Here is a 17,710-nt window from a genome sequence, read left to right as displayed (position 1 = left end):
ATCCCGATCCCCCCCGAGGCCTGACCAGCACCGCGATCGCGGCCGGCTGCCTCGTTCAGGAGGCAGCCATCATGTCCCTCATCGAATCCGCACGGCGCGTCGCCGCCCAGGCCGCCCTCGACCTCGGCGACGATCGCCACCCGGCCGACGACTTCGACACCGTCTACGTTCAGGCCGGCCTGGCCGGTCGCCAGGACGCCCGGGACGCCCTGCCCGTCGCGGCCCTGCTCGACGCACTCGGCCCGGCGGGCCTGCGCCGCGTCCAGGGACACGGGGCCCTCGCCCTCGTGATCGAGGTCCCGGCACCCGATTGGGGCAGCCGGGTCGAACTCGCCCTCCGCGACCTGGGGTCGTTCGCACAGGTCATCGTCAGGATGGGCGCGTCCCGCTCCGAAAGACCCACCGAAGGAAACGGCAACGTCTCCGCCGTGCTGTCGCGGGGCGCACGCATCGCCGGCATCAGCCCGGCACCCGCGCGCTACCTGCCCGCCACACTCGTCCAGGCCGCCGACCTCTTCGTTCGCATCGGGCCGCCGTCGAACCGCGTCATCGCATCCGTGATCCGGGCGGTGACCGGCAAGCGGGCGCGCCGGCTGCCGCCCGCGGTCGCCACCGGTCTCTCGTTCGACGACATCACGGCGGCGATCCGGATGGGTACCTCCCCTGCTTCCTGCATTGCGCGGTTACAGTCGTCCACCCGGGCCCTATCGGCCGGCGACGCGCTCGGCGAGGATATCCCCGAGCTTGCATCGCTCCACGGCTACTCGGCCGCGATGGATTGGGCCCTCGCCCTCGTGCGCGACCTCGGCGAATGGAGGGCCGGGCGGCTGGAATTCTCTCAGATCTCGAAGAACTGTACGCTCTACTCGGACCCCGGTCTGGGCAAGTCCAGCCTTATCCGCAGTGTCGCCAAGGCAGCGAAGGTTCCGCTCATCTCGGCGAGCGTATCCGAACTCTTCACTTCGTCGTCCGGTCATTTGGATGGAGTCCTGAAGGCATGGGAAGCGAAGCTTGCACAAGCTGCGGCAATTGCGCCATGTATTTTATTTCTAGATGAGATAGACAGCATTCCTAACAGAGCAGCAATGGATAACCGTGCGCGCGACTGGTGGAGTCCTGTCGTTAACGGGATACTTGCAAGTCTAGACTCTACTTCATCAAATATAACCTCAAAGGTTATTGTAATCGGGGCGACGAACCATATCGGCCTCCTCGACGCGGCCCTGATCCGCCCCGGCCGGCTCCATCCGGTGATCCGGATCGACCGGCCGGACGCCACCGCCCTTGCGGGGATCCTGCGCCAGCATCTCGGTGTCGACCTCGACGGCGTCGACATCTCGGGCGTCGCGCAACTCGGAGCCGGGTCGACCGGCGCCGAGGTCGTGGCCTGGGTCAAGGGCGCGCGCTCGACCGCCCGTGCCGAGGGCCGCCGCATGGTCCTGGCGGACCTCATCGCCCAGGTCGCCCCTACGGAGACCCGCACCCCGGAGGAAATCCGGGCCATCGCTGCCCATGAAGCGGCGCATTGCGTCTGTGCCGTCGTGCTCGACGTGGCATCCATGTCCACGGTAACGATCGCCCACCGGCAATCGAGCGAGGGGGCCGCCAGGGGGACCCTGACCCCGCGGGCCTTCCTCACGCGGACCCAGATCGAGCGCATCGCGGTCGTCGCACTCGCCGGCCGCGCGATGGACGCTCTTGTCGGCGTGCCCCACACCGGGGCGGGCGGAGGCCGCGGCTCCGACCTCGATCGCGCCACCACGACTGTGGTCTCGCTGCATGTGGAATATGGCCTCGGCGACAGCCTCGTCTATCGACCCGGTGGGGCCGAGGAGGCCATGCGTGCCGATCCCGCCCTGCGCCGCACGGTGGAGGCCGACCTGCTTCGCCTCTACGCCCAGGCCTCCGATCTCGTCCGCGAGCACCGCACCACGATCGAGGCCCTGGCCGATCGGCTGGTCGAGGCCCGGGTGCTCTCCGGCGATGAGATCCTCGCCATCATCAAGGCCGGATCAGCCGCGAGGACCCGCCGGCACCGGGGTGGCCACGGCGCCCGCCGATCCCGGGGCGCCAGCCGACTTCCCTGATCCGATCCGGGCCCTTGCGTCGATGCAAGGGCCCGGCACCGTGCCGGTTCGTCCGATCTCCCGTAAGGACCCATCGGTCCAGTCTCGTGGAGTTCCCAGGGCGGCGCCCCTTTCTTCCGGGTCCGGGCTGCATCACGCGCCGTCACAGCCCCCCTGCCCGCCGACCGACATCGAGGCGGCCGGCCAAGCACGGCCATGACGATCGATACGGGTCGACGCCCCCACCCTGGTGGGGGTCGGCCGTCCGGAATGAGCCGGACCATGCGGTCCGCCGCACAATGTCGGGGTGGCGACATCCAATATCCCGCCCGAACGTCGCGGGGCGAAGCGCGAACCCTTCAAGGCTGCCCGATCCCGGAACCGGCTTGGTGCAGCCGGGATCCGTAGGTACCTGGGACCCTCCGACGGCATCCAGGGTCGCCGACGACGTAACGCCCGAATGCCACAGCTGGGGAGGGATGGGACTTGCCCCATTCAGTTCCACACCACGATCCAAAGCCGGCCGGCGGCGCTACCTCATATCGGATTGGTGGGCTGTCCGCCGACGGGGCCGCCCCCACCGGCGGCCGGATCGAGACCAACCCGCTTTGACGTAGCGCCGCCGGGGCTCGAAGACGACAAGCCGGGACGGGGCGTACCCCTTCGCACCGATGTTCCCGTCCCGCGTGGTGGCGTACTCCCCGATCCCTCGGAAGCGACCCGGGCATACCCCCCATCGACACGCCGGCTCGCATGGGGATCACCGTCCCGCCCCTTGGCGATCACCCATCGGGTCGGTGCATCACGTCCATGGCCGCCATCGCCCCGTGTATGATGCGCCGGTCGTCACCCATCGGGTTTGCGATCCGCGAGGCGGGGCCCCGACGATCCAGGGCCTGCGGACGACGTGATGCCCGGCACCTCCCATCGAGAGCCACCCTCCCGGGGGCCGCCACGAAGAAGAAGGCCGCATCGCACCTAGGGAACAATCCTCACGGATCATCGAGGGAGCGTCGTCGCGGGCTATCCGTTCGATCGATCCATGAGTGGCGATCCGGACGCCGCGCCGAACCTTGCTTCGACCCTTGCGACCGAATTGGGCATGATGGCTCCCGCCGCCCGCGATGGCCGCCGTGGCGTCAAGGGGGGCGTCACAGCGCTCGATCTCAATGCCTTCATGCACTGCAAGTAATCTGTAATATAGAAAGCTGCCAAACGCTCTGTTTCGTTTAAAAGAAACAGAGCGTTTGGCACGGGCAGCAGTATACGGAGCGAGAGGTGGACATGCAGCTGTTGCGGCCCGCCGCAATAGACCGTATGTGGGTGATGCGACGCGATTGCCGCGAGGGTGGCCATGGTCATCCTGTGTCCGACCCGGCCCAGGGTCGGCGGCGTTGATGAGGATAAGCGCATGCATGTGCATCAGGAAGCGGACTTGGCCGGCATGGATGCGGCCTCGTTTCTGAAGGGGTCTTCCGGCCCTATCGGAACGACCGTCAGAATGTCCGATGGAAGCGTCTACACGGTCACCCGTGTCGTCGGTCCATGCCCGGACGGGGATGCATCGGCGTCACCGAATCCATCGGCCACGGAGCACCATGCGCGCGAGGCGATGCACAACACCGCGGATACCGGTCCGGCGCGCCACGCCGGTTCCTGAGATCGGTCCGCACGGCTCCTTCGTGCATGAATCCCGCATGCCGATCGCCCACTTACCCGTGGAAGGGACGTAGAGGCCGGGGATTTCGAACAGCGCGTGGATCATCTTGAAGTGGGCGATGTTCTCCGAGGCGATCGGGATGCCCGTGATACGAGACAATGCCGCCAGATCCACGTCGGCACCGCTGTTCGGGATCGCCTGTTTGGGTTGCGTCATCCACAGGCTCTTTAGTTTCGGCTCGGCGCGCAACCGCGAGCATTCGACGGTGACCTCGACCGTCGGGAACACCAATCCCTCCGTCCCGATGAGGAATCTCGTCCAGGCCTGGAGCCGAAGGGCGAATTCGAGGTTCTTTGTGGCGTCCGCCGCGAAGGCTCCGGTCAGGAGCTCTTGGAGCACGCACCACGCAAGGTACCGTCGCTCGGAGCCGAGTGCAGCATACCATTCGCAGGCTTTGACGCTGAGCCCCTTGCGGACGTCGCTGTAGACGTTGGTGTCCAGCAGGAATCCCACCTCGCCATTCGTTTCGTCCATGTCGGCCCTCCCTACCTCGAAGGGTATACTTCGAACCCTTCGAGTGACGACACGCCATGCCTCGAATGGTTGACAAAGTCGAGTCTCCCTGGACCTGAATCCTTATGCCCGGACCGGATGGCCCCGGGGCGGCTTTCGGAAGGTTGCAGAGTGGACGCCGTACGCCTTCGTCGGGACCTCGACCGTGCGGCGGCCGAGCTCGAAACCATCGATCGACGCATCGCCGACCTGGCGCGGCGACGGAAGCTCGTCGAAGCGTTCATCGCGAGCGGCAAGACACTGCTGAACGACCTGTCGTCGAGTGGCGTCGAACCTTCGAACGCAGTCGTCGAAGGGTTCGAGCCGGCGCCTCGGAAGGCTCGCAGGAAGGCATCCCGGGGACCGAACGAGGTGCTGTCGGAGAGCCGTCGGTTCAACAACGAGGTCGCGATGGATGCACTGAACATCATCAAGCAGAGCGGGAAGCCGCTCTCGGCAAGGGAGATCTTCTCGCATCTCCACTATAACGACAGGATGGGCCCGGACGCCCTCTACACGCTGCTCTACAAGCGGGCCTACCACCAAAGCCACTTCCGCAACGTGGCCGGCAAGTTCTGGCCCATCGACCAGCCCTTGCCGGCAGAGGCGGGCTCCGACTGACCCACCGCCTGGAGACGAGGCCGATTATGGATTCGTCGGTTCCCTGGCGCAAAGGTCCTTATAGGACGTCGGGGTCAGCGGCGTGGCGAGGCCTTGCCACCGCCGCGGATCGTGTTCGACGAGCGCGGCGACGATGCGGTCCCATAGGCCACGTCCCTTCCACACGTAGAACAGGATCCGGATGTTGATGATGTTGCCGAACGAAGCGGGCAGGCAGTTCCAGGAAGCGCCCGTCATCTGACGGAACACCATCGCATCCACGGCCATGCGACGCTTGACCGGATCGACCGCGTTGCGTGGGAAAACCTTCAGGATCATGGACCATTCCCGATCGTCGAGAGCGTAGACACCGTCGGCGGCGCGCCTATCGGCGATCCGTCGCGCCTCGCTGAACTTGTATGCGTCGCGTTCCGTGAGGTGCATGCGGTACATGCCGTTCACGACGCGCGTACCGATGCCGGCGGTCGCGTCGCGTCCTCCTGACGCCTCGACGAGGATACCCACCCTCAGCATGACGGCCACGCTTACCTCCATGCCGACCCGGGTGACCACGACCTTCTCGACCAGGTTGCGGAAGTCCGCCATCAGCATCATTCCGGCCTCGTCCGATGCCTCGAACGGAGCGGACGCCGAGAGCGACGCCATGCTCTGCCTGAGGGATCCCAGCCGTTCGCGATCGATGCCGATAGGCTTGGGATGACGGGGCGTGCGGTGGAGGTCCCGTTCTGCGTCGGAAAGGTCACGCTCGATGCGGGTGCGCCATTCGGCAAGCCGCGCGTTGGTGAAGCCTCTGGTCAGCGCCTCTTCGAAGGACGCCGTGAGCTTGCGGTCCAGCGTAGCGACGCGGCGCTCCAGTTCGGCACGCACCCCGACATGCTCGATATCCTTCCGCGCGCTTTCCTCATTGTACCCGTCGATATAAGCCTGCGTGAAGGCCGGATCCGCAAGCTCGTCCGACACGAGGCCCACCACGAGGCGCTCGACGTCGATCACGCTCGACATCGTCTTGTCGTCGCAGGTCCTCCTCAGCGCATACGAGGCGCACTGGAACTTGGGGGGGCGGTGCATGAACCGCTGGATGCGCATCCTTCCCCCGCAGGAAGGACACGAGGCGAGGCCGGAGAGTAGGTAATCCCTTGCATGCGTCTTCGGCCGCCTGCCGGGATCCGCCCGTCGCCCCTCGGTGATCTGCTGGACCTGCTCCCAGAGCTTCTGGTCCACGATCCTCGCGTCCGGGACCTCCGTGACGATCCAGTCCTTCCGTGGACGGAGCAGGTACTGGCGCTTCCCCGTCTTGGGGTGCTTGCCGGAACGATACCGGTTGTAGACGAGGACCCCCATATATCGGGGGTTCGTCATGATATCCCGGACGTGTCGCTCGGACCAATGGCAGAGCTTACCCGTCAGGGTCCCGGCCCGGTTGAGGGCGATGGTGATCATCTTGGGGCTGAGACCGGCCGCGCGCATTCCGAAAATGCGCCGGACGACCTCGGCCTGTGCCTCGTCGACGACCGGTTCGCCCGGGCGGCCGGGGACCTTGGCGTAGCCGTAGCAGGGACCCGTCGGGAACCGACCCTCGCGGGCCATGACGTCCCGCGAGAACTGCGTCCGCTCGCTGAGGATGCGACGGTTCTCGTCGCCCATCAATCCCTGCACCGCGATGTCGGTGAGGGAAAGCCGGCCGCGTCCCGGCTGGTGCATCTCGATACCGAGGCCGAGCAGCCGCTTGTAGACGGTGCTGAGGATGCCGAGGTCGCGCGCCAGTCGGTCCACGTTCTCGACGACCACGATGCCGAACGCCCCGGTCGTGGCATCGACCAGCAGGCGTTCGAGCTCGTCGCGGCCGGCCATGGAGGCGCCGCTGCGGGCGCGGTCCACGTAGGTGTCGGCGAGGACACGGCCGGTCGCCTCGATGTATTCGCCGGCCAACTCGCATTGGCGATCGATGCTGACCTCCTTCTGGCCTGTCGTGGAGAAGCGAGCGTAGACCACCGCCTTTCGAAGGTCCGGGGCAACGAATTCCGGCCGGTCGTTCCGGCGCAGTGCGAAGTAGGTCGGCTCGGAATGGGTGGCGGGGGCGGCGCCTTGCGCCGGGGTGTTGTCGGGCGTGGTCATGGTAATGTCTCGCGAAGCTTGGGCCGGCAGCGCCATGCGCGTGCGGGACCGCCCGCTTCCCCGTGGGAAGCGGCTTGAAGGGGGGAGAGCCGACCCGGGGCCTCATCGGGTCATGCGCCGCGCCGGTCCCGCCGGAACGGGTCGCGGCAGCGCGTCGCCCTAGGCTATCGAAGCCCGGCGCATGACCTGCTCAAGTCCTTTTGGGCGCCGTTCCGTCAACGCGGGGCTCACCGGCGGGACCTCCGGCCCGGCGCGGTCGTGCCGGCCCCGGGCTCCATCATGCCCTTGAGCGAGACGTCCGTGCGGCACAGCTTTCCCCGCCCCGGGAGATGGACCTCGATCCCGAGCGAATGCAGCCGGTCGAACACCGTGAGGAGGGTGTCGTGATCGCGCGACACCCGGTCGAGATCTTCGACGACCACGATCCCGAAGGACCGGGCCTCGGCGGCTTCGAGCATGCGTCGCAGCTCGTGGCGATGATCCGTGGACGCACCTCCGTGCGAATGGTCGGCGAAGGTCGCGACATGGTCGCCGCCCACCTCCTCGACGTGGTCCACCGCCGCGGCGACCTGACGGTCGATGCCATCGGTTGATAGCCCCACGCTCGCGTAGCGGGCGTAGACGGCGACCCTGGGCCGCGCCGGGGACGCTTGTTCCGCGAGGTCTCGCGTCTTGTTCTTCCTGGACATGGCTGTCTCGCTGATTGGCATGGGCGGCAGCGCCTGGCGCATGCTCGGTCGACCGCATCCGGGCGGAGGCGGCGCTGTGACGGGATCGTCGGGGAGGCCCTGGGCTCGCATGGGCCGTACGCCGCGCCGACCCCGCGCAAGGGGTCGGGCCGAAAGGCGTCGCCCTAGCCTATGAGGGCGTTTCGCCGGTCGTTCGCGATGGTGGCGATTGGCCGGAATGGCGTCACGAGGAACGTTCCCGTCGTTGAGACCACTCAGGCATCATCGATCGCCCGGCGCGCCGCAAGTTTTCCATTCCTGCCGTCGCTGCTTCGAGCATCCCGTCCAGGCCCGCCCCGACGCTCCCGATCGTCGCCGCCGGGCTGGCGATCCCGGATCGCCTGGTAGCGTCCGAGCGCCCTGGCGAGCCTCAGGAGGCCCGGATCGGGAACGCCGCGTTCGTGGTCGTCATCCATGGTCGCAACCCTCCGCTTCAACCGCTGGTCTCATCGCGTCCGTCGTCGTCGGCGAAGCGATGGGTTTGGCTGACGAGCCGGTCCGGTCCGTCCTTGGCCGCGGCCCGGGCCGCAGGGATGGGCGCCCAGTCCGCGATGGCCGGGCGGGGTGCTTGGCCGAACCCACTGTGACGGGACGAAGCCGCACATCGGGATCCGCTCCCGCGGCGGATGCCTCGGCTGCGTCATGAGATGAGGGAGCGACCGCCCGATGATGCCGCTCGGGGTTTCCGATGCGCGTCGACACCCCGGCAGCGGCATGGCCGCCGCGCATCGGGATCCGGACCGGGCCGATGCCGGGGTGGGCCTGCCGGCGGCGGGCGCCCGACGGCGCGGCCGCTTGGCCGACTGCGGGAACGGGCGGAATGCCCGGCGGCAGCCGGGCAAGCAGGGAAGCAAGGAAGTCGACGGATCCGGGGCACCCGGGACGGCCGATCCCGTCGAGGAAGTCGAAGGGTCGCCTAGCCGTATCGACGATGCGACCGATGTGGGGGAAGATGGTCATGGCGGCGGCCTCCACGCGCGAGGCAGGCGGCCGCGATCGCGGCTGCTAGACCTCGGTGGGTTTGCGGTTCGGGCGAGGCGCGAGTGGGCCTGAAGCCATGCACGCCCATGGCGCTGTCCGAAGGACAGGCCCGGACGCGCGTTTTCGCGTGGAGCGGTCGGGTGACATGGCATCGCCTCGGATCAAGGCCCGCCCGAGCGTCAGCTACGAGGGCGGTGGCGGGCCGCGGGCGATCGCCGCGGCGCAGGTCATGCCGTCAGGCACGTCGATCACATACCGAACGACGGGAATCGGCGTCAATGCCAAACGAAGACTTGTGCAAACCTTCATAGGGTTTCGGTGGATTGTGGGGATTGCATGCCCAAACCTAGCCGAACCCGGAATGCACCGCGGGCCGGGGACGTCATGCCTTCGGGCCCGATGAGCACGCCCTCATGCCACCGCCGGACGCGGGTCCGGGCCCGCGACGGCCTCGCCGGTCAAGGACCGACCGACGGGGAACGTGATCCGCTTCGCGGCCCTGGGCCGTCGCCCCTTGGTCGGGGCGGTCGGGTCCGGCGATCGCAGGGCCGCCATGAGCGCGCCGGCTTTACCGAGATTCACGACGTCGCCCGCCGTGAGCGTATGACGACGCGGCGCGGGTCGCGTGAGCGGTCGGTCGGACAGTCGAACGGCGGGGACCCCGGACCCGCCTCCGACGTTTAAGCTCAGGCGTCGATCACCTCGCCGGACGATTGGGGCGCCCGCATCGCCCGTGATCCCCGGAAACGCCTTCGACGCGGGACCATCCGGCCGGTGATCCCGACACCCGCGCATCGTCAATGGAGACGGAATGGCACAGGCGCAAAGACTGGATTGGGGCAAGCTCCTGAGCGTCACCCGTTTGCCGAAGCCGGAAGCCGAGGAAAAGGTCGACGTCCCCAAGCCCGAGGCGCAGCCCTGGCTCGTCGACAGCCGCACCGAGACCGAGCGCGATTTCGATCGCATCCTGTTTGCCACGCCGACGCGGCGCCTCGGCGACAAGACCCAGGTGTTCCCGCTCGAACCCAACGAGAGCGTCCGCAACCGCCTGACCCACAGCCACGAGGTCGCCAACCTCGCGCGCTCGATCGGCACGCACATCGTGAACAGCCCCCTGGGGGCCACCATCCTCGACGAGGCCTGCACCAGCCTGGGCGAGGGTAAGCGCGCGGAGGCGGCCCGCGCGATCCCCGCGATCCTCGGCGCCATCGGGCTGGCCCATGACATGGGCAACCCGCCCTTCGGCCATCAGGGCGAGGAGGCGATCCGGGACTGGATCGTGCGCAACGACCCGCTGATCTTCGGTGTCGGCGATGCCGAGACCCACCGCGTCGGCGAGGAGGGCCGTAAGCGCATCCTCCGGGACCTGGAGAGGCTGACGACGCAGCATCGCGAGGATTTCCGCCAGTTCGAGGGCAACGCCCAGACGGTCCGCACCCTGACAAGGCTCCAGGTGGTGAAGGACAACCGCGGCCTGAACCTGACCTTCGGCACCCTTGCGGCGCTGATGAAGTACACCGTGTCCTCCGACGCGGTCGTCACGAAGAAGAAGGGCGGCGCGGCGCCGGTGCGCAAGGTCGGCTACTTCGCCTCGGAGGCCGATCTCGTCGCGCGCTTCCGCGAGGCCGCGGGCCTGTCCGGCGTCATCCGGCACCCCCTGACCCACATCATGGAGGCGTGTGACGACATCGCGTACCTCGTCGTCGACGCCGAGGATGCGGTGAAGAAGGAACTCGTCTCATTCGCGGACCTGATGGCCTGGCTGGAGAGCCGGCCGAAGCTGAAGGGCAATGCGCTGGCGCAGTGGGTCCTCTCGGCCGGCAAGCACGGCGCCGCCGAGGCCCGGACCGCCCGGCTCTCGCCTTCCGAGCTCAACGACGTCTCGATGCAGGTCTTCCGCGCGCATGCCATCACGGCAATGGTCTCGGCCGTCATCAACGCCTTCGAGGCCAACTACGAGGCGATCATGACCACGGGCATCGAGAAGCCCCTGATCGACCTTAGCGACGCCGAGCTTTTCGCCGCCGAGATGAAGGAATTCGACACCGAGCACGCCTACCGACACAAGGCCGTCCTCAGGATCGAACTCGGGGGCTTCAACACCATCCAGGGCCTGCTCGACATGCTATGGCGGGGCATCACCGAGCGCGAATCGTTCGAGGATCCCGGCTCGCGGCGCACCTCCCCGTTCGCGCGCTACGCCTACGGCCGGATCTCGGAAAACTACCGGCGCGTCTTCGAGGACAGGGCGTCATCCACAGGCGGTGACAACGCGCATTTGCCGGTGCGCTACCGCGAGCTACAATTGATGGCCGACATGGTGGCCGGCATGACCGACCAGTACGCTCTCGACCTGCACCAGGAGCTCCAGGAGTTTCATGTCGGCGCATCCGCCCCGCGTTAACGACAGCCGGCTTCTGAAGGGCCGGGCGGACTACTTCTTCACGACGAAGGCGTGCGCGAGGGGCGAGGTCGCCGCCTTCGCCTGCATGCTGCTCGACCACGGGCCCGCGGTCGCGATCGGAGGGTTCCTCCGCGACCTGCTGCTGGCCGGCAACAGGGCGTTCAAGTCGGACGTCGACTTCGTGGTCGATCCCCGCTCGATGCCGGCCTTCGAACGGGCCGTCGAGCGGCTCGGCGCCAAGGTGAACAAGTTCGGCGGCTACGGCATCGCGCTCGATCGCTGGAAGGTCGACGTCTGGCCGCTTGAGCGGACCTGGGCCGCGGTGAACGGGCATGTGCCCGTCGCGACCCTGCACGACCTCGTCGACGTCACGTTCTTCGACTGGGACGCCGTACTCTACTCGGTCGACGAGCAAAGGCTCATCGCCAAGTCATGCTACTTCGATCGGGTGCGCCGGCGCGTGATCGACATCAACCTCGAACCGAATCCCAATCCCCTCGGGAACGCCGTCCGCGCGCTCCGTTACGCCTACAAGTGGGAGGCCGCGATCGGCACGCGGCTGGCCCAACACGTCGCCCGGCAGATCCGGGACAACGGATGGGGACGGATGATGGCGAGCGAGCGCGGCAGCTTCACGAACCCCATGCTGGCCGACCTCGACGGGGCCGCAATCGCCCGAATGCTGCAACGCTGCGTCGAGACCGGATCCGGGCCGGTGTCCCTGCCCCTCGCGCCGGTGCAGCAGGCGCTTCCGCTGGGCGATACCGCGTCGGTGAACCCTCCGCGACCCGCACGGCCACGCCCCCGCCCGGCAATGCCGAGGAAGCGACCCGTCGCTTCGGCGTCGGCGTTATTGGCGGTCTGAGGCGATCGGCATTTCGGCCGGGCGCGGTAAGGTCGGCCCACCGGGATCGTGGTCGGACTACGCGAACCGGACGCGCGTCCCGGCGGGATAGGTCCCGCGCCTCCGGCCCTCCCGGCAAGCCTCGACCTGGATGGCGGCCGGGACCCGTGCCTCCATCCCCTTCAGTATCCCCTTGTAGTGCGTCTCCCGGAAGGCGGTCTCCTCGACCACGAAGCGTTCGATCTCGTCCACGTCGGCCGCCGCCCCGGAGAAGCGGCGCGCGAGGATGCCTTCGAGCTGGGAGAGATCGCTGCCGTCGAACAGCACCTGCTGGCCCGGGTCGGTCGCATCGGAGAAGGCCATCCCGCCCCGCTGGTCGACCGACCACATGGCCTCCTTCATCTTCTTGAGACCCTTCTGGTTCTTCGTCGCGAAGAACAGGTAGTAGTCGGTCCGCTCGCGCCCGTTGCGCATCTCGAAGTGCCGGACGAAACGGGCCCCGGCCATAGACACGAGCTGTGCGGCATAGAGGTCGCGGATGCCGGCCTTGCGCTGTGCGGGCGGCAAGGCGGCGACCTTGCGCCAGTCCGCGCAGCCGAACAGCGCATCGAAGTTGTCCGGCTGGTCGCGGTGCGTCAGGAAGCGGTTGATCTCCTCGAACATGAAGTTGACCAGCACCTCGCCGCTGGCACGGTTCATCAGGTCGCGCATCGCCGTCATCGGGATGCCGTTCCAGCCGAACGGGTCGACCAGGGCGAAGACCGGCGCGTTCCGCGGATGATCGCGCAGCGCCGTCGCGTAGACCTGCTCGAAACCCTCGCCGGAATGGACGCGGACATGGAGGTTGTGCGGTCGCGGCCGGGCCGCGAACAACGACGCCATGCATTCCCGGAGCCGGTCCGCGCGGGCCTCTTCCTTCTCGATGAAATGGAAATGGCACTCGGCGAGGATCGGCGCGGACTGGTCGAGGAACGCCTTGAGCGCGATCAGCGGGGACCCGTCGCTGCCGTCGTCGTAGATGCCCGGCCCCGCGAAGCCGTCGATGAACACCATCCGGGGGAACCCGCCGAGCGCAAGGATCGGGAACCACGCCCGGAGGTAGCGCCGCAGGATCTCGTGCTTGGCCCTGGTGTGGTCCTCAAGGGGCCACGTCACCCGATCCGGCTTCATCAGTCGCCCCTACACGGCAGCGGACATCGCCGCGCGCGCGTTCCTCGGCCACCCGTTATACTCGCGTCCGTCGAGTAGCCGCCCGCCGGACTTCGGCGATCGCCCGCCCCATTGCTTGAAGAAGAAGGGGACGTCGGCACGCCCGCACCGCTCCTGCAGGTCGACGACCCACGCCTTCTCCATCGGACGTGCGCCGGGTCCGCTCTCCCCCCCGACGATGACCCAATGCAAGCCCCGGAGATCTAAATCCCCGATCGGCCCGATCAAGGGCTCCACGGACAGGAACCGCACCGAGGCATTGGTATTCCGCAGATGGGTGACCCTGGATTTCTTCGTCCCATCCTCGACCGACACCCCGAGCCAGATGTGCGGAGGGACCGGACGAGAGACATAGCGGGCGTTGACGTAATCCCGCATGAGCGAGCTACGCTTCGTGAGTATCTGGAACTCGTGCCAGTCCGCCCGCTCCATCGTATCGAAGACGCGATCGACGAACGTCGTCGGGACGTCCTTATGGAAAAGGTCGCTCATCGAATTGACGAAGATCATCCGCGGACGTCGCCACTGGAGCGGCTGCTCCAGGCGCCGGGGCCGAAGCGTCAGATCGAACCCGCTCTCGAACGGATGGTCCGGAACGCCTCGGAAACGCTCCGAGAACCGAGCGGCATAACAGTTGTCGCAGCCGGAGCTGATCTTGGTGCAACCCGTCACCGGGTTCCAAGTCGCCTCCGTCCACTCTATCGCAGAGCTCTGGGCCATGGGAACAAAATTAGAACACATCGACGGCTGTCGCAATGACCAGCTTGGCCGATACCCAAGCCTTCCATCAGCCGGGCCGGACGGTTTTCCTCCCGCCTGTCGCATCCGTCACCGCTCGGTTCCGTGCGGCGCTCGACACCTGCGGTCATCGCGGAGAACCCGCGATGGCCTTCGTGGCGTCAGGCTTCCCTCCCGAACAAGGACGGCACGCCTCAGGCCGCCACCCCGCCGTCCTCCGGCCTGCGCCTCCGATAGCGACCGCCGCCCTCCGCAACAAAATACCGTTTGCGGTATATCCGCTCGTCGATGGCCCCCCTGACCGTGTCGACGTTCCAGGCCTGCACGTGCTCCTCCGCCTCCTGAACCAGGTCGGCGCCGATCCGAAGCGTAATGTCGCCCACGTGCAAGGCCTCGCGCTCCGGAAGGATATCCCTGACCTCCTGGATGACACGCTGCCAGAAATCCCGTGCCCGAACCGTCCTGAGGTGCTCCTTCATCCGTTCGAGCTCGTCCGCGAACCAGGCGATCTCGTTGCATTGGGCCTCGATCACGGCGTCCCGCGCGTCCACCATCCCCAGTGCCTCGTGCCGGAGCTCCCGCTCCGCCGCGATGGCCTCCGCCATGCGAAGGCGCGTTCTCTCGTTGATCGCCGCGGCCTCCGCCTGCGCCGCCTTCCACAGCGCGACGCCGGCCTTCGCCAGCCCCGTCTCGACCGCTTCCGGCAAGCCCGCGAGTTCGATGATCGGGCTGTACGCGCGCTCCCGGGTCCATTCCGCCAGGTGCCCGCCGACGCTCTGGTTGTTGCCGGCCACTCCCGCGTTCAGCTTGACCCGTGCCCAAACGGTCCGGAGCGAGACACGCTCCTTGCCTTCCGCCCGGATCTGGTCCGCCGCACGAAAGACCTCCCACCGCCGGGGATCCTCCATCCGCGTCGGATCCGCCTTCCTACCCGCCATCGCCCGCCCCCCCGCCAAGGACGCCAGGAAACGCGAACATGGTTAACGAACCTGCCGATTCCGTAGCGCGTCGCGTGTCGCGCTATCCGCTATGCGCTACCCGTGGAGTCTCCGACCTTGCGCCGGGGCCACGTCCAGGAAATAAGGAATCGTCGTCCGAGGAGCTTCCCGATGAAACGCATAGGCCGTCCTTCGCCCCCCTGAATTCCGGAGTGCAGACGACCCATGCGTCGAGCCTCCGCGCACTTGCGAGGAGCTCGAAATGCCGCCACGAACCCTGTTCACGGCCGACCATCACGTCGGGCACCGCCAGATCCTGAGCCCCCGGATGGCGCTCAATCGACCGTTCGCCACCATCGAGGAACACGACGAGACCCTGGTTGCGAACTGGAACGCCGCCGTCCGCCCCGAGGACACGGTCTGGCACATCGGCGACTTCTGCTACCGCTGCACCGAGGCCCACGCCCGCGCGATCCTTTCGCGACTGAAGGGTCGTATCTTCCTTGTTCGCGGCAACCACGACCGCATCAGCGTGAGGCTTCCATGGGCCGGGCCCGTCGTCGACGTGGCCCGCGTGGTCGTCCAAAATCTCGATGGGTCGCCACAGGGACTTTTCCTCAGCCACTACGCGCACCGGGTCTGGCCGAGGATGCACCGCGGCGATATCCACCTTTACGGCCATTCCCATGGCACCCTGCCGGGGACCGCCGCGAGCACCGACGTCGGCGTCGACTGCTTCGATTACCGCCCCGTCACCCTGGACGAGATCCGCGTGCGCCTGGCCGAGAACGCCGACGCCCTCTCGCGTGTACCGGCTTCGGACCACGCCCAAGGCCGCAGGCACGACGAACGATCGACGGAAGTGATGCCATGATCCGCGTCCTGCACACCGGCGACTGGCACATCGGGCAGACCCTGCGGGGTTTTCTGCGCGAGCATGAGCATGCGCGGGTGTTCGACGCGCTCGTCGCCCTCGTCAAGGAACGGAAGCCGGACGCCTTGGTGATGGCCGGCGACGTCTTCGACAGCCAGAACCCGTCCGGCGAGGCCCAGCGTCTGTTCTACGAGACGCTGGTGCGCCTGCATCGGGCCCGGCCCGCGATGACGATCGTGGTCACCGCCGGCAACCACGACGCGGCCGGCCGGCTGGAGGCGCCGCGCGCTCTCCTCAATGCGATCGGCGTCCATGTCGTCGGCAACGTGCGGCGTCCCGGCGGCGCCATAGACCTGTCGGGCCATCTCGTCCCGATCCGAAAGGACGGCGCGGTGGCGGGTCACGTGCTCGGGGTCTCGTATCCCACCGCCGCCTGCCTGCCCGGCCTCGCCGCCCGCCGCGTCCGCGAGGGGGCCGGGTCCCCCATCGTCGGGGCGGTGCGCGATCTCTACGCCGCGCTCCACGAGACCGCCCGGCCTGAGCTTGCCGGGTTGCCGTACCTTGTCACCGGCCACCTGCACGTCGCCGGCGGGCTGGAATCCGAAGGGGCGGAACGCCGGATCCTCGTAGGCGGGGAGCACGCCGTCCCGCCCGACGTCTTCCCGGAGGACGCCGACTACGTCGCGCTCGGCCACCTCCATCGGGCCCAGGAAGTGGGGCGCCCGATCGTGCGCTACTCGGGCTCCCTGATCCCCCTCTCGGCCACCGAACTGGCCTACCGTCACGGGGTCAGCCTCGTCACCCTCGGCGACGGCCCGGCACGGACGGAACACGTCGTCATCGACCGGCCCGTCCCCTTCCTGCGGCTGCCGGATGCAGGCGACACGACGCTGGGCGAGCTCGGCGACCGGCTCGCGGCCCTCGACCTCGATCCCGACCTGCCGGTCGAGGCACGGCCCTTCCTGCAGATCCGGCTCGCCCGCGACGGGCTGCCCGCGGCCTACCGGGCCGAGGTGGATCGGATCGCCGAAGGGTTCCCGGTGAAGGTCGTCGACGTGCGGGTCGCGAGCGTCGATGCCCCGTCGCCCGACCTCGCGCCGGTGGGCGATCCCATGGTCCGCCTTGCCGAGCGGGACCCGGAAGACCTGTTCCGCATGGCCTTCTTCCGGACCCACGGGATCGAGCCGGCCGCCCCGCACCTCGACGTGTTCCATCGCGCCAGGGCAGGCGCATGAACCGTCCGCAAGCCCGGGCCTGACCGATGCGCATCCTCGCGATACGCGGCGCGAACCTCGCGAGCCTCGCCGCACCGTTCGACATCGATCTCGCCGACGGTCCCCTCGCCGCCACCGGCATCTTCGCCATCACCGGGGAGACCGGCGCCGGCAAGTCGACCATCCTCGACGCGCTGTGCCTCGCCCTCTACGGCCGGTATCCCCGCGTGAGCGCCGGACGCAACGAGGACGTGCCCGACCCGGGTGGCCAGGCCATCAACTCCGGCGATCCGCGCGCCATCCTCCGGCGCGGGGCCGGCGAGGGCTTCGCCGAGGTCGACTTCCGAGGCCGGGACGGTGTCGCCTACCGGGCTAGGTGGACGGCCTACCGAGCCCGGAACCGGGCCAACGGGCGCCTGCAGGCCGAGACCCGAAGCCTGTCCCAAATCGGGGACGGCGCCGCAGTCGCCACCGGCAAGACCGCGGTCAACGAGGCCGTCGTCGCCCGGACCGACCTGACATACGACCAGTTCCGCAGGACCGTGGTCCTGGCCCAGGGTGAATTCGACGCCTTCCTGCTCGCGAGCGAAGGGGATCGCGCCGACCTGCTTGAGAAGATCACCGGGACGCAGGTCTACACGGAGATCTCGAAGCGGGTGCGCGCCGGCGCCGACGAACGACGCGCGGCGTTCGCTCTCCTCGTCGCGCGTCGCGACGCCATCGGTCTCCTCGACGCGGCGGCACGAGGGGAGAGGACGGCCGAGCG

At 68.0% G+C, this 17,710-nt stretch carries 14 protein-coding genes and 1 pseudogene; 8 read left to right on the top strand and 7 right to left on the bottom strand.

The annotated features are described in order from the left end of the window. The first annotated feature begins 71 nt into the window (after positions 1–71). Both AX737_RS23765 and AX737_RS33555 read left to right on the top strand, forming a co-directional pair. The gene (locus tag AX737_RS23765; RefSeq protein WP_066925678.1) at positions 72–2,087 is read left to right on the top strand and encodes an AAA family ATPase; all 2,016 of its coding nucleotides are present in this window, start codon (positions 72–74) and stop codon (positions 2,085–2,087) included. Between the two features lie 1,021 nt (positions 2,088–3,108). Next, a complete protein-coding gene (locus AX737_RS33555; RefSeq protein WP_156453922.1) occupies positions 3,109–3,258 on the top strand; it encodes a hypothetical protein in 150 nt (49 codons plus the stop codon). Positions 3,259–3,636: 378 nt separating this feature from the next. Here AX737_RS33555 and AX737_RS23760 read toward each other — a convergent pair whose 3' ends face one another. Continuing rightward, the gene (locus tag AX737_RS23760; protein WP_066925675.1) at positions 3,637–4,260 is read right to left on the bottom strand and encodes a hypothetical protein; all 624 of its coding nucleotides are present in this window, start codon (positions 4,258–4,260) and stop codon (positions 3,637–3,639) included. A gap of 150 nt (positions 4,261–4,410) precedes the next feature. Here AX737_RS23760 and AX737_RS23755 point away from each other — a divergent pair, with 150 nt between their 5' ends. Further along, complete coding sequence (locus AX737_RS23755) at positions 4,411–4,899, top strand: hypothetical protein (RefSeq protein WP_066925671.1); 489 nt, start codon at positions 4,411–4,413, stop codon at positions 4,897–4,899. Between the two features lie 24 nt (positions 4,900–4,923). On the opposite strand, the gene AX737_RS23750 is transcribed toward AX737_RS23755, so the two are convergent. From AX737_RS23750 to AX737_RS33550, 3 genes are all read right to left on the bottom strand, one after another. Then, positions 4,924–7,014, bottom strand: a complete 2,091-nt coding sequence (locus AX737_RS23750; RefSeq protein ID WP_066925667.1) for a recombinase family protein — start codon at positions 7,012–7,014, stop codon at positions 4,924–4,926. A gap of 227 nt (positions 7,015–7,241) precedes the next feature. Then, entirely contained in the window at positions 7,242–7,745 is a 504-nt protein-coding gene (locus tag AX737_RS23745) for a recombinase family protein (RefSeq protein ID WP_197430702.1), read from the bottom strand. Between the two features lie 212 nt (positions 7,746–7,957). After that, the gene (locus tag AX737_RS33550; protein WP_156453921.1) at positions 7,958–8,158 is read right to left on the bottom strand and encodes a hypothetical protein; all 201 of its coding nucleotides are present in this window, start codon (positions 8,156–8,158) and stop codon (positions 7,958–7,960) included. 1,376 nt (positions 8,159–9,534) lie between these two features. Between AX737_RS33550 and dgt the strand changes: the two genes are divergently transcribed. Together dgt and AX737_RS23735 are read left to right on the top strand one after the other, a co-directional pair. Continuing rightward, positions 9,535–11,127 carry a dGTP triphosphohydrolase gene (gene dgt / locus AX737_RS23740; RefSeq protein WP_066925662.1) on the top strand — a complete coding sequence of 531 codons (1,593 nt, stop codon included), beginning with the start codon at positions 9,535–9,537 and terminating at the stop codon, positions 11,125–11,127. 85 nt (positions 11,128–11,212) lie between these two features. Continuing rightward, positions 11,213–11,992 carry a hypothetical protein gene (locus AX737_RS23735; RefSeq protein ID WP_156453920.1) on the top strand — a complete coding sequence of 260 codons (780 nt, stop codon included), beginning with the start codon at positions 11,213–11,215 and terminating at the stop codon, positions 11,990–11,992. 57 nt (positions 11,993–12,049) lie between these two features. Here the strand turns inward: AX737_RS23735 and AX737_RS23730 are convergent, their stop codons facing one another. From AX737_RS23730 to AX737_RS23720, 3 genes are all read right to left on the bottom strand, one after another. After that, positions 12,050–13,126 (bottom strand): three-Cys-motif partner protein TcmP, encoded by a 1,077-nt coding sequence (locus AX737_RS23730; protein ID WP_197430701.1) that lies wholly within the window; start codon positions 13,124–13,126, stop codon positions 12,050–12,052. Positions 13,127–13,150: 24 nt separating this feature from the next. Beyond that, positions 13,151–13,900, bottom strand: coding sequence for a phage Gp37/Gp68 family protein (locus AX737_RS23725; RefSeq protein WP_066925653.1), 750 nt, complete (start codon positions 13,898–13,900; stop codon positions 13,151–13,153). A 212-nt stretch (positions 13,901–14,112) separates the two neighbouring features. After that, on the bottom strand, positions 14,113–14,826 hold the full coding sequence (locus AX737_RS23720) for a DNA-binding protein (RefSeq protein ID WP_066925650.1): 714 nt from the start codon (positions 14,824–14,826) through the stop codon (positions 14,113–14,115). A 292-nt stretch (positions 14,827–15,118) separates the two neighbouring features. On the opposite strand from AX737_RS23720, the gene AX737_RS23715 reads away from it, so the two are divergent. The 3 genes and pseudogenes from AX737_RS23715 to AX737_RS36310 all read left to right on the top strand — a co-directional run. Continuing rightward, positions 15,119–15,730, top strand: a complete 612-nt coding sequence (locus AX737_RS23715) for a metallophosphoesterase (protein WP_066925647.1) — start codon at positions 15,119–15,121, stop codon at positions 15,728–15,730. Then, positions 15,727–16,965, top strand: a complete 1,239-nt coding sequence (locus AX737_RS23710; protein WP_066925643.1) for an exonuclease SbcCD subunit D — start codon at positions 15,727–15,729, stop codon at positions 16,963–16,965. The genes AX737_RS23715 and AX737_RS23710 overlap by 4 nt, the downstream gene beginning before the upstream one ends. 26 nt (positions 16,966–16,991) lie before the next feature. Then, positions 16,992–17,567, top strand: a pseudogene (locus AX737_RS36310) (AAA family ATPase); the annotation flags it as partial. Positions 17,568–17,710: the final 143 nt, after the last annotated feature.

Source organism: Methylobacterium sp. CCH5-D2 (assembly GCF_001556475.1).
GTDB classification, from domain to species: domain Bacteria; phylum Pseudomonadota; class Alphaproteobacteria; order Rhizobiales; family Beijerinckiaceae; genus Methylobacterium; species Methylobacterium hispanicum.
The sequence above is the reverse complement of the archived record's forward strand: the minus strand, read 5'-3'. Positions and strand labels throughout refer to the sequence as shown.

Bases quoted from the DNA above. Each gene is read 5' to 3' on its own strand.
- AX737_RS23765 (WP_066925678.1), top strand. From the start codon at position 72: ATGTCCCTCATCGAATCCGCACGGCGCGTCGCCGCCCAGGCCGCCCTC.
- AX737_RS33555 (WP_156453922.1), top strand. From the start codon at position 3,109: ATGAGTGGCGATCCGGACGCCGCGCCGAACCTTGCTTCGACCCTTGCG.
- AX737_RS23760 (WP_066925675.1), bottom strand. From the start codon at position 4,260: ATGGACGAAACGAATGGCGAGGTGGGATTCCTGCTGGACACCAACGTC.
- AX737_RS23750 (WP_066925667.1), bottom strand. From the start codon at position 7,014: ATGACCACGCCCGACAACACCCCGGCGCAAGGCGCCGCCCCCGCCACC.
- AX737_RS23745 (WP_197430702.1), bottom strand. From the start codon at position 7,745: ATGCGCCAGGCGCTGCCGCCCATGCCAATCAGCGAGACAGCCATGTCC.
- AX737_RS33550 (WP_156453921.1), bottom strand. From the start codon at position 8,158: ATGGATGACGACCACGAACGCGGCGTTCCCGATCCGGGCCTCCTGAGG.
- dgt (WP_066925662.1), top strand. From the start codon at position 9,535: ATGGCACAGGCGCAAAGACTGGATTGGGGCAAGCTCCTGAGCGTCACC.
- AX737_RS23735 (WP_156453920.1), top strand. From the start codon at position 11,213: ATGCTGCTCGACCACGGGCCCGCGGTCGCGATCGGAGGGTTCCTCCGC.
- AX737_RS23725 (WP_066925653.1), bottom strand. From the start codon at position 13,900: ATGGCCCAGAGCTCTGCGATAGAGTGGACGGAGGCGACTTGGAACCCG.
- AX737_RS23720 (WP_066925650.1), bottom strand. From the start codon at position 14,826: ATGGAGGATCCCCGGCGGTGGGAGGTCTTTCGTGCGGCGGACCAGATC.
- AX737_RS23715 (WP_066925647.1), top strand. From the start codon at position 15,119: ATGCCGCCACGAACCCTGTTCACGGCCGACCATCACGTCGGGCACCGC.
- AX737_RS23710 (WP_066925643.1), top strand. From the start codon at position 15,727: ATGATCCGCGTCCTGCACACCGGCGACTGGCACATCGGGCAGACCCTG.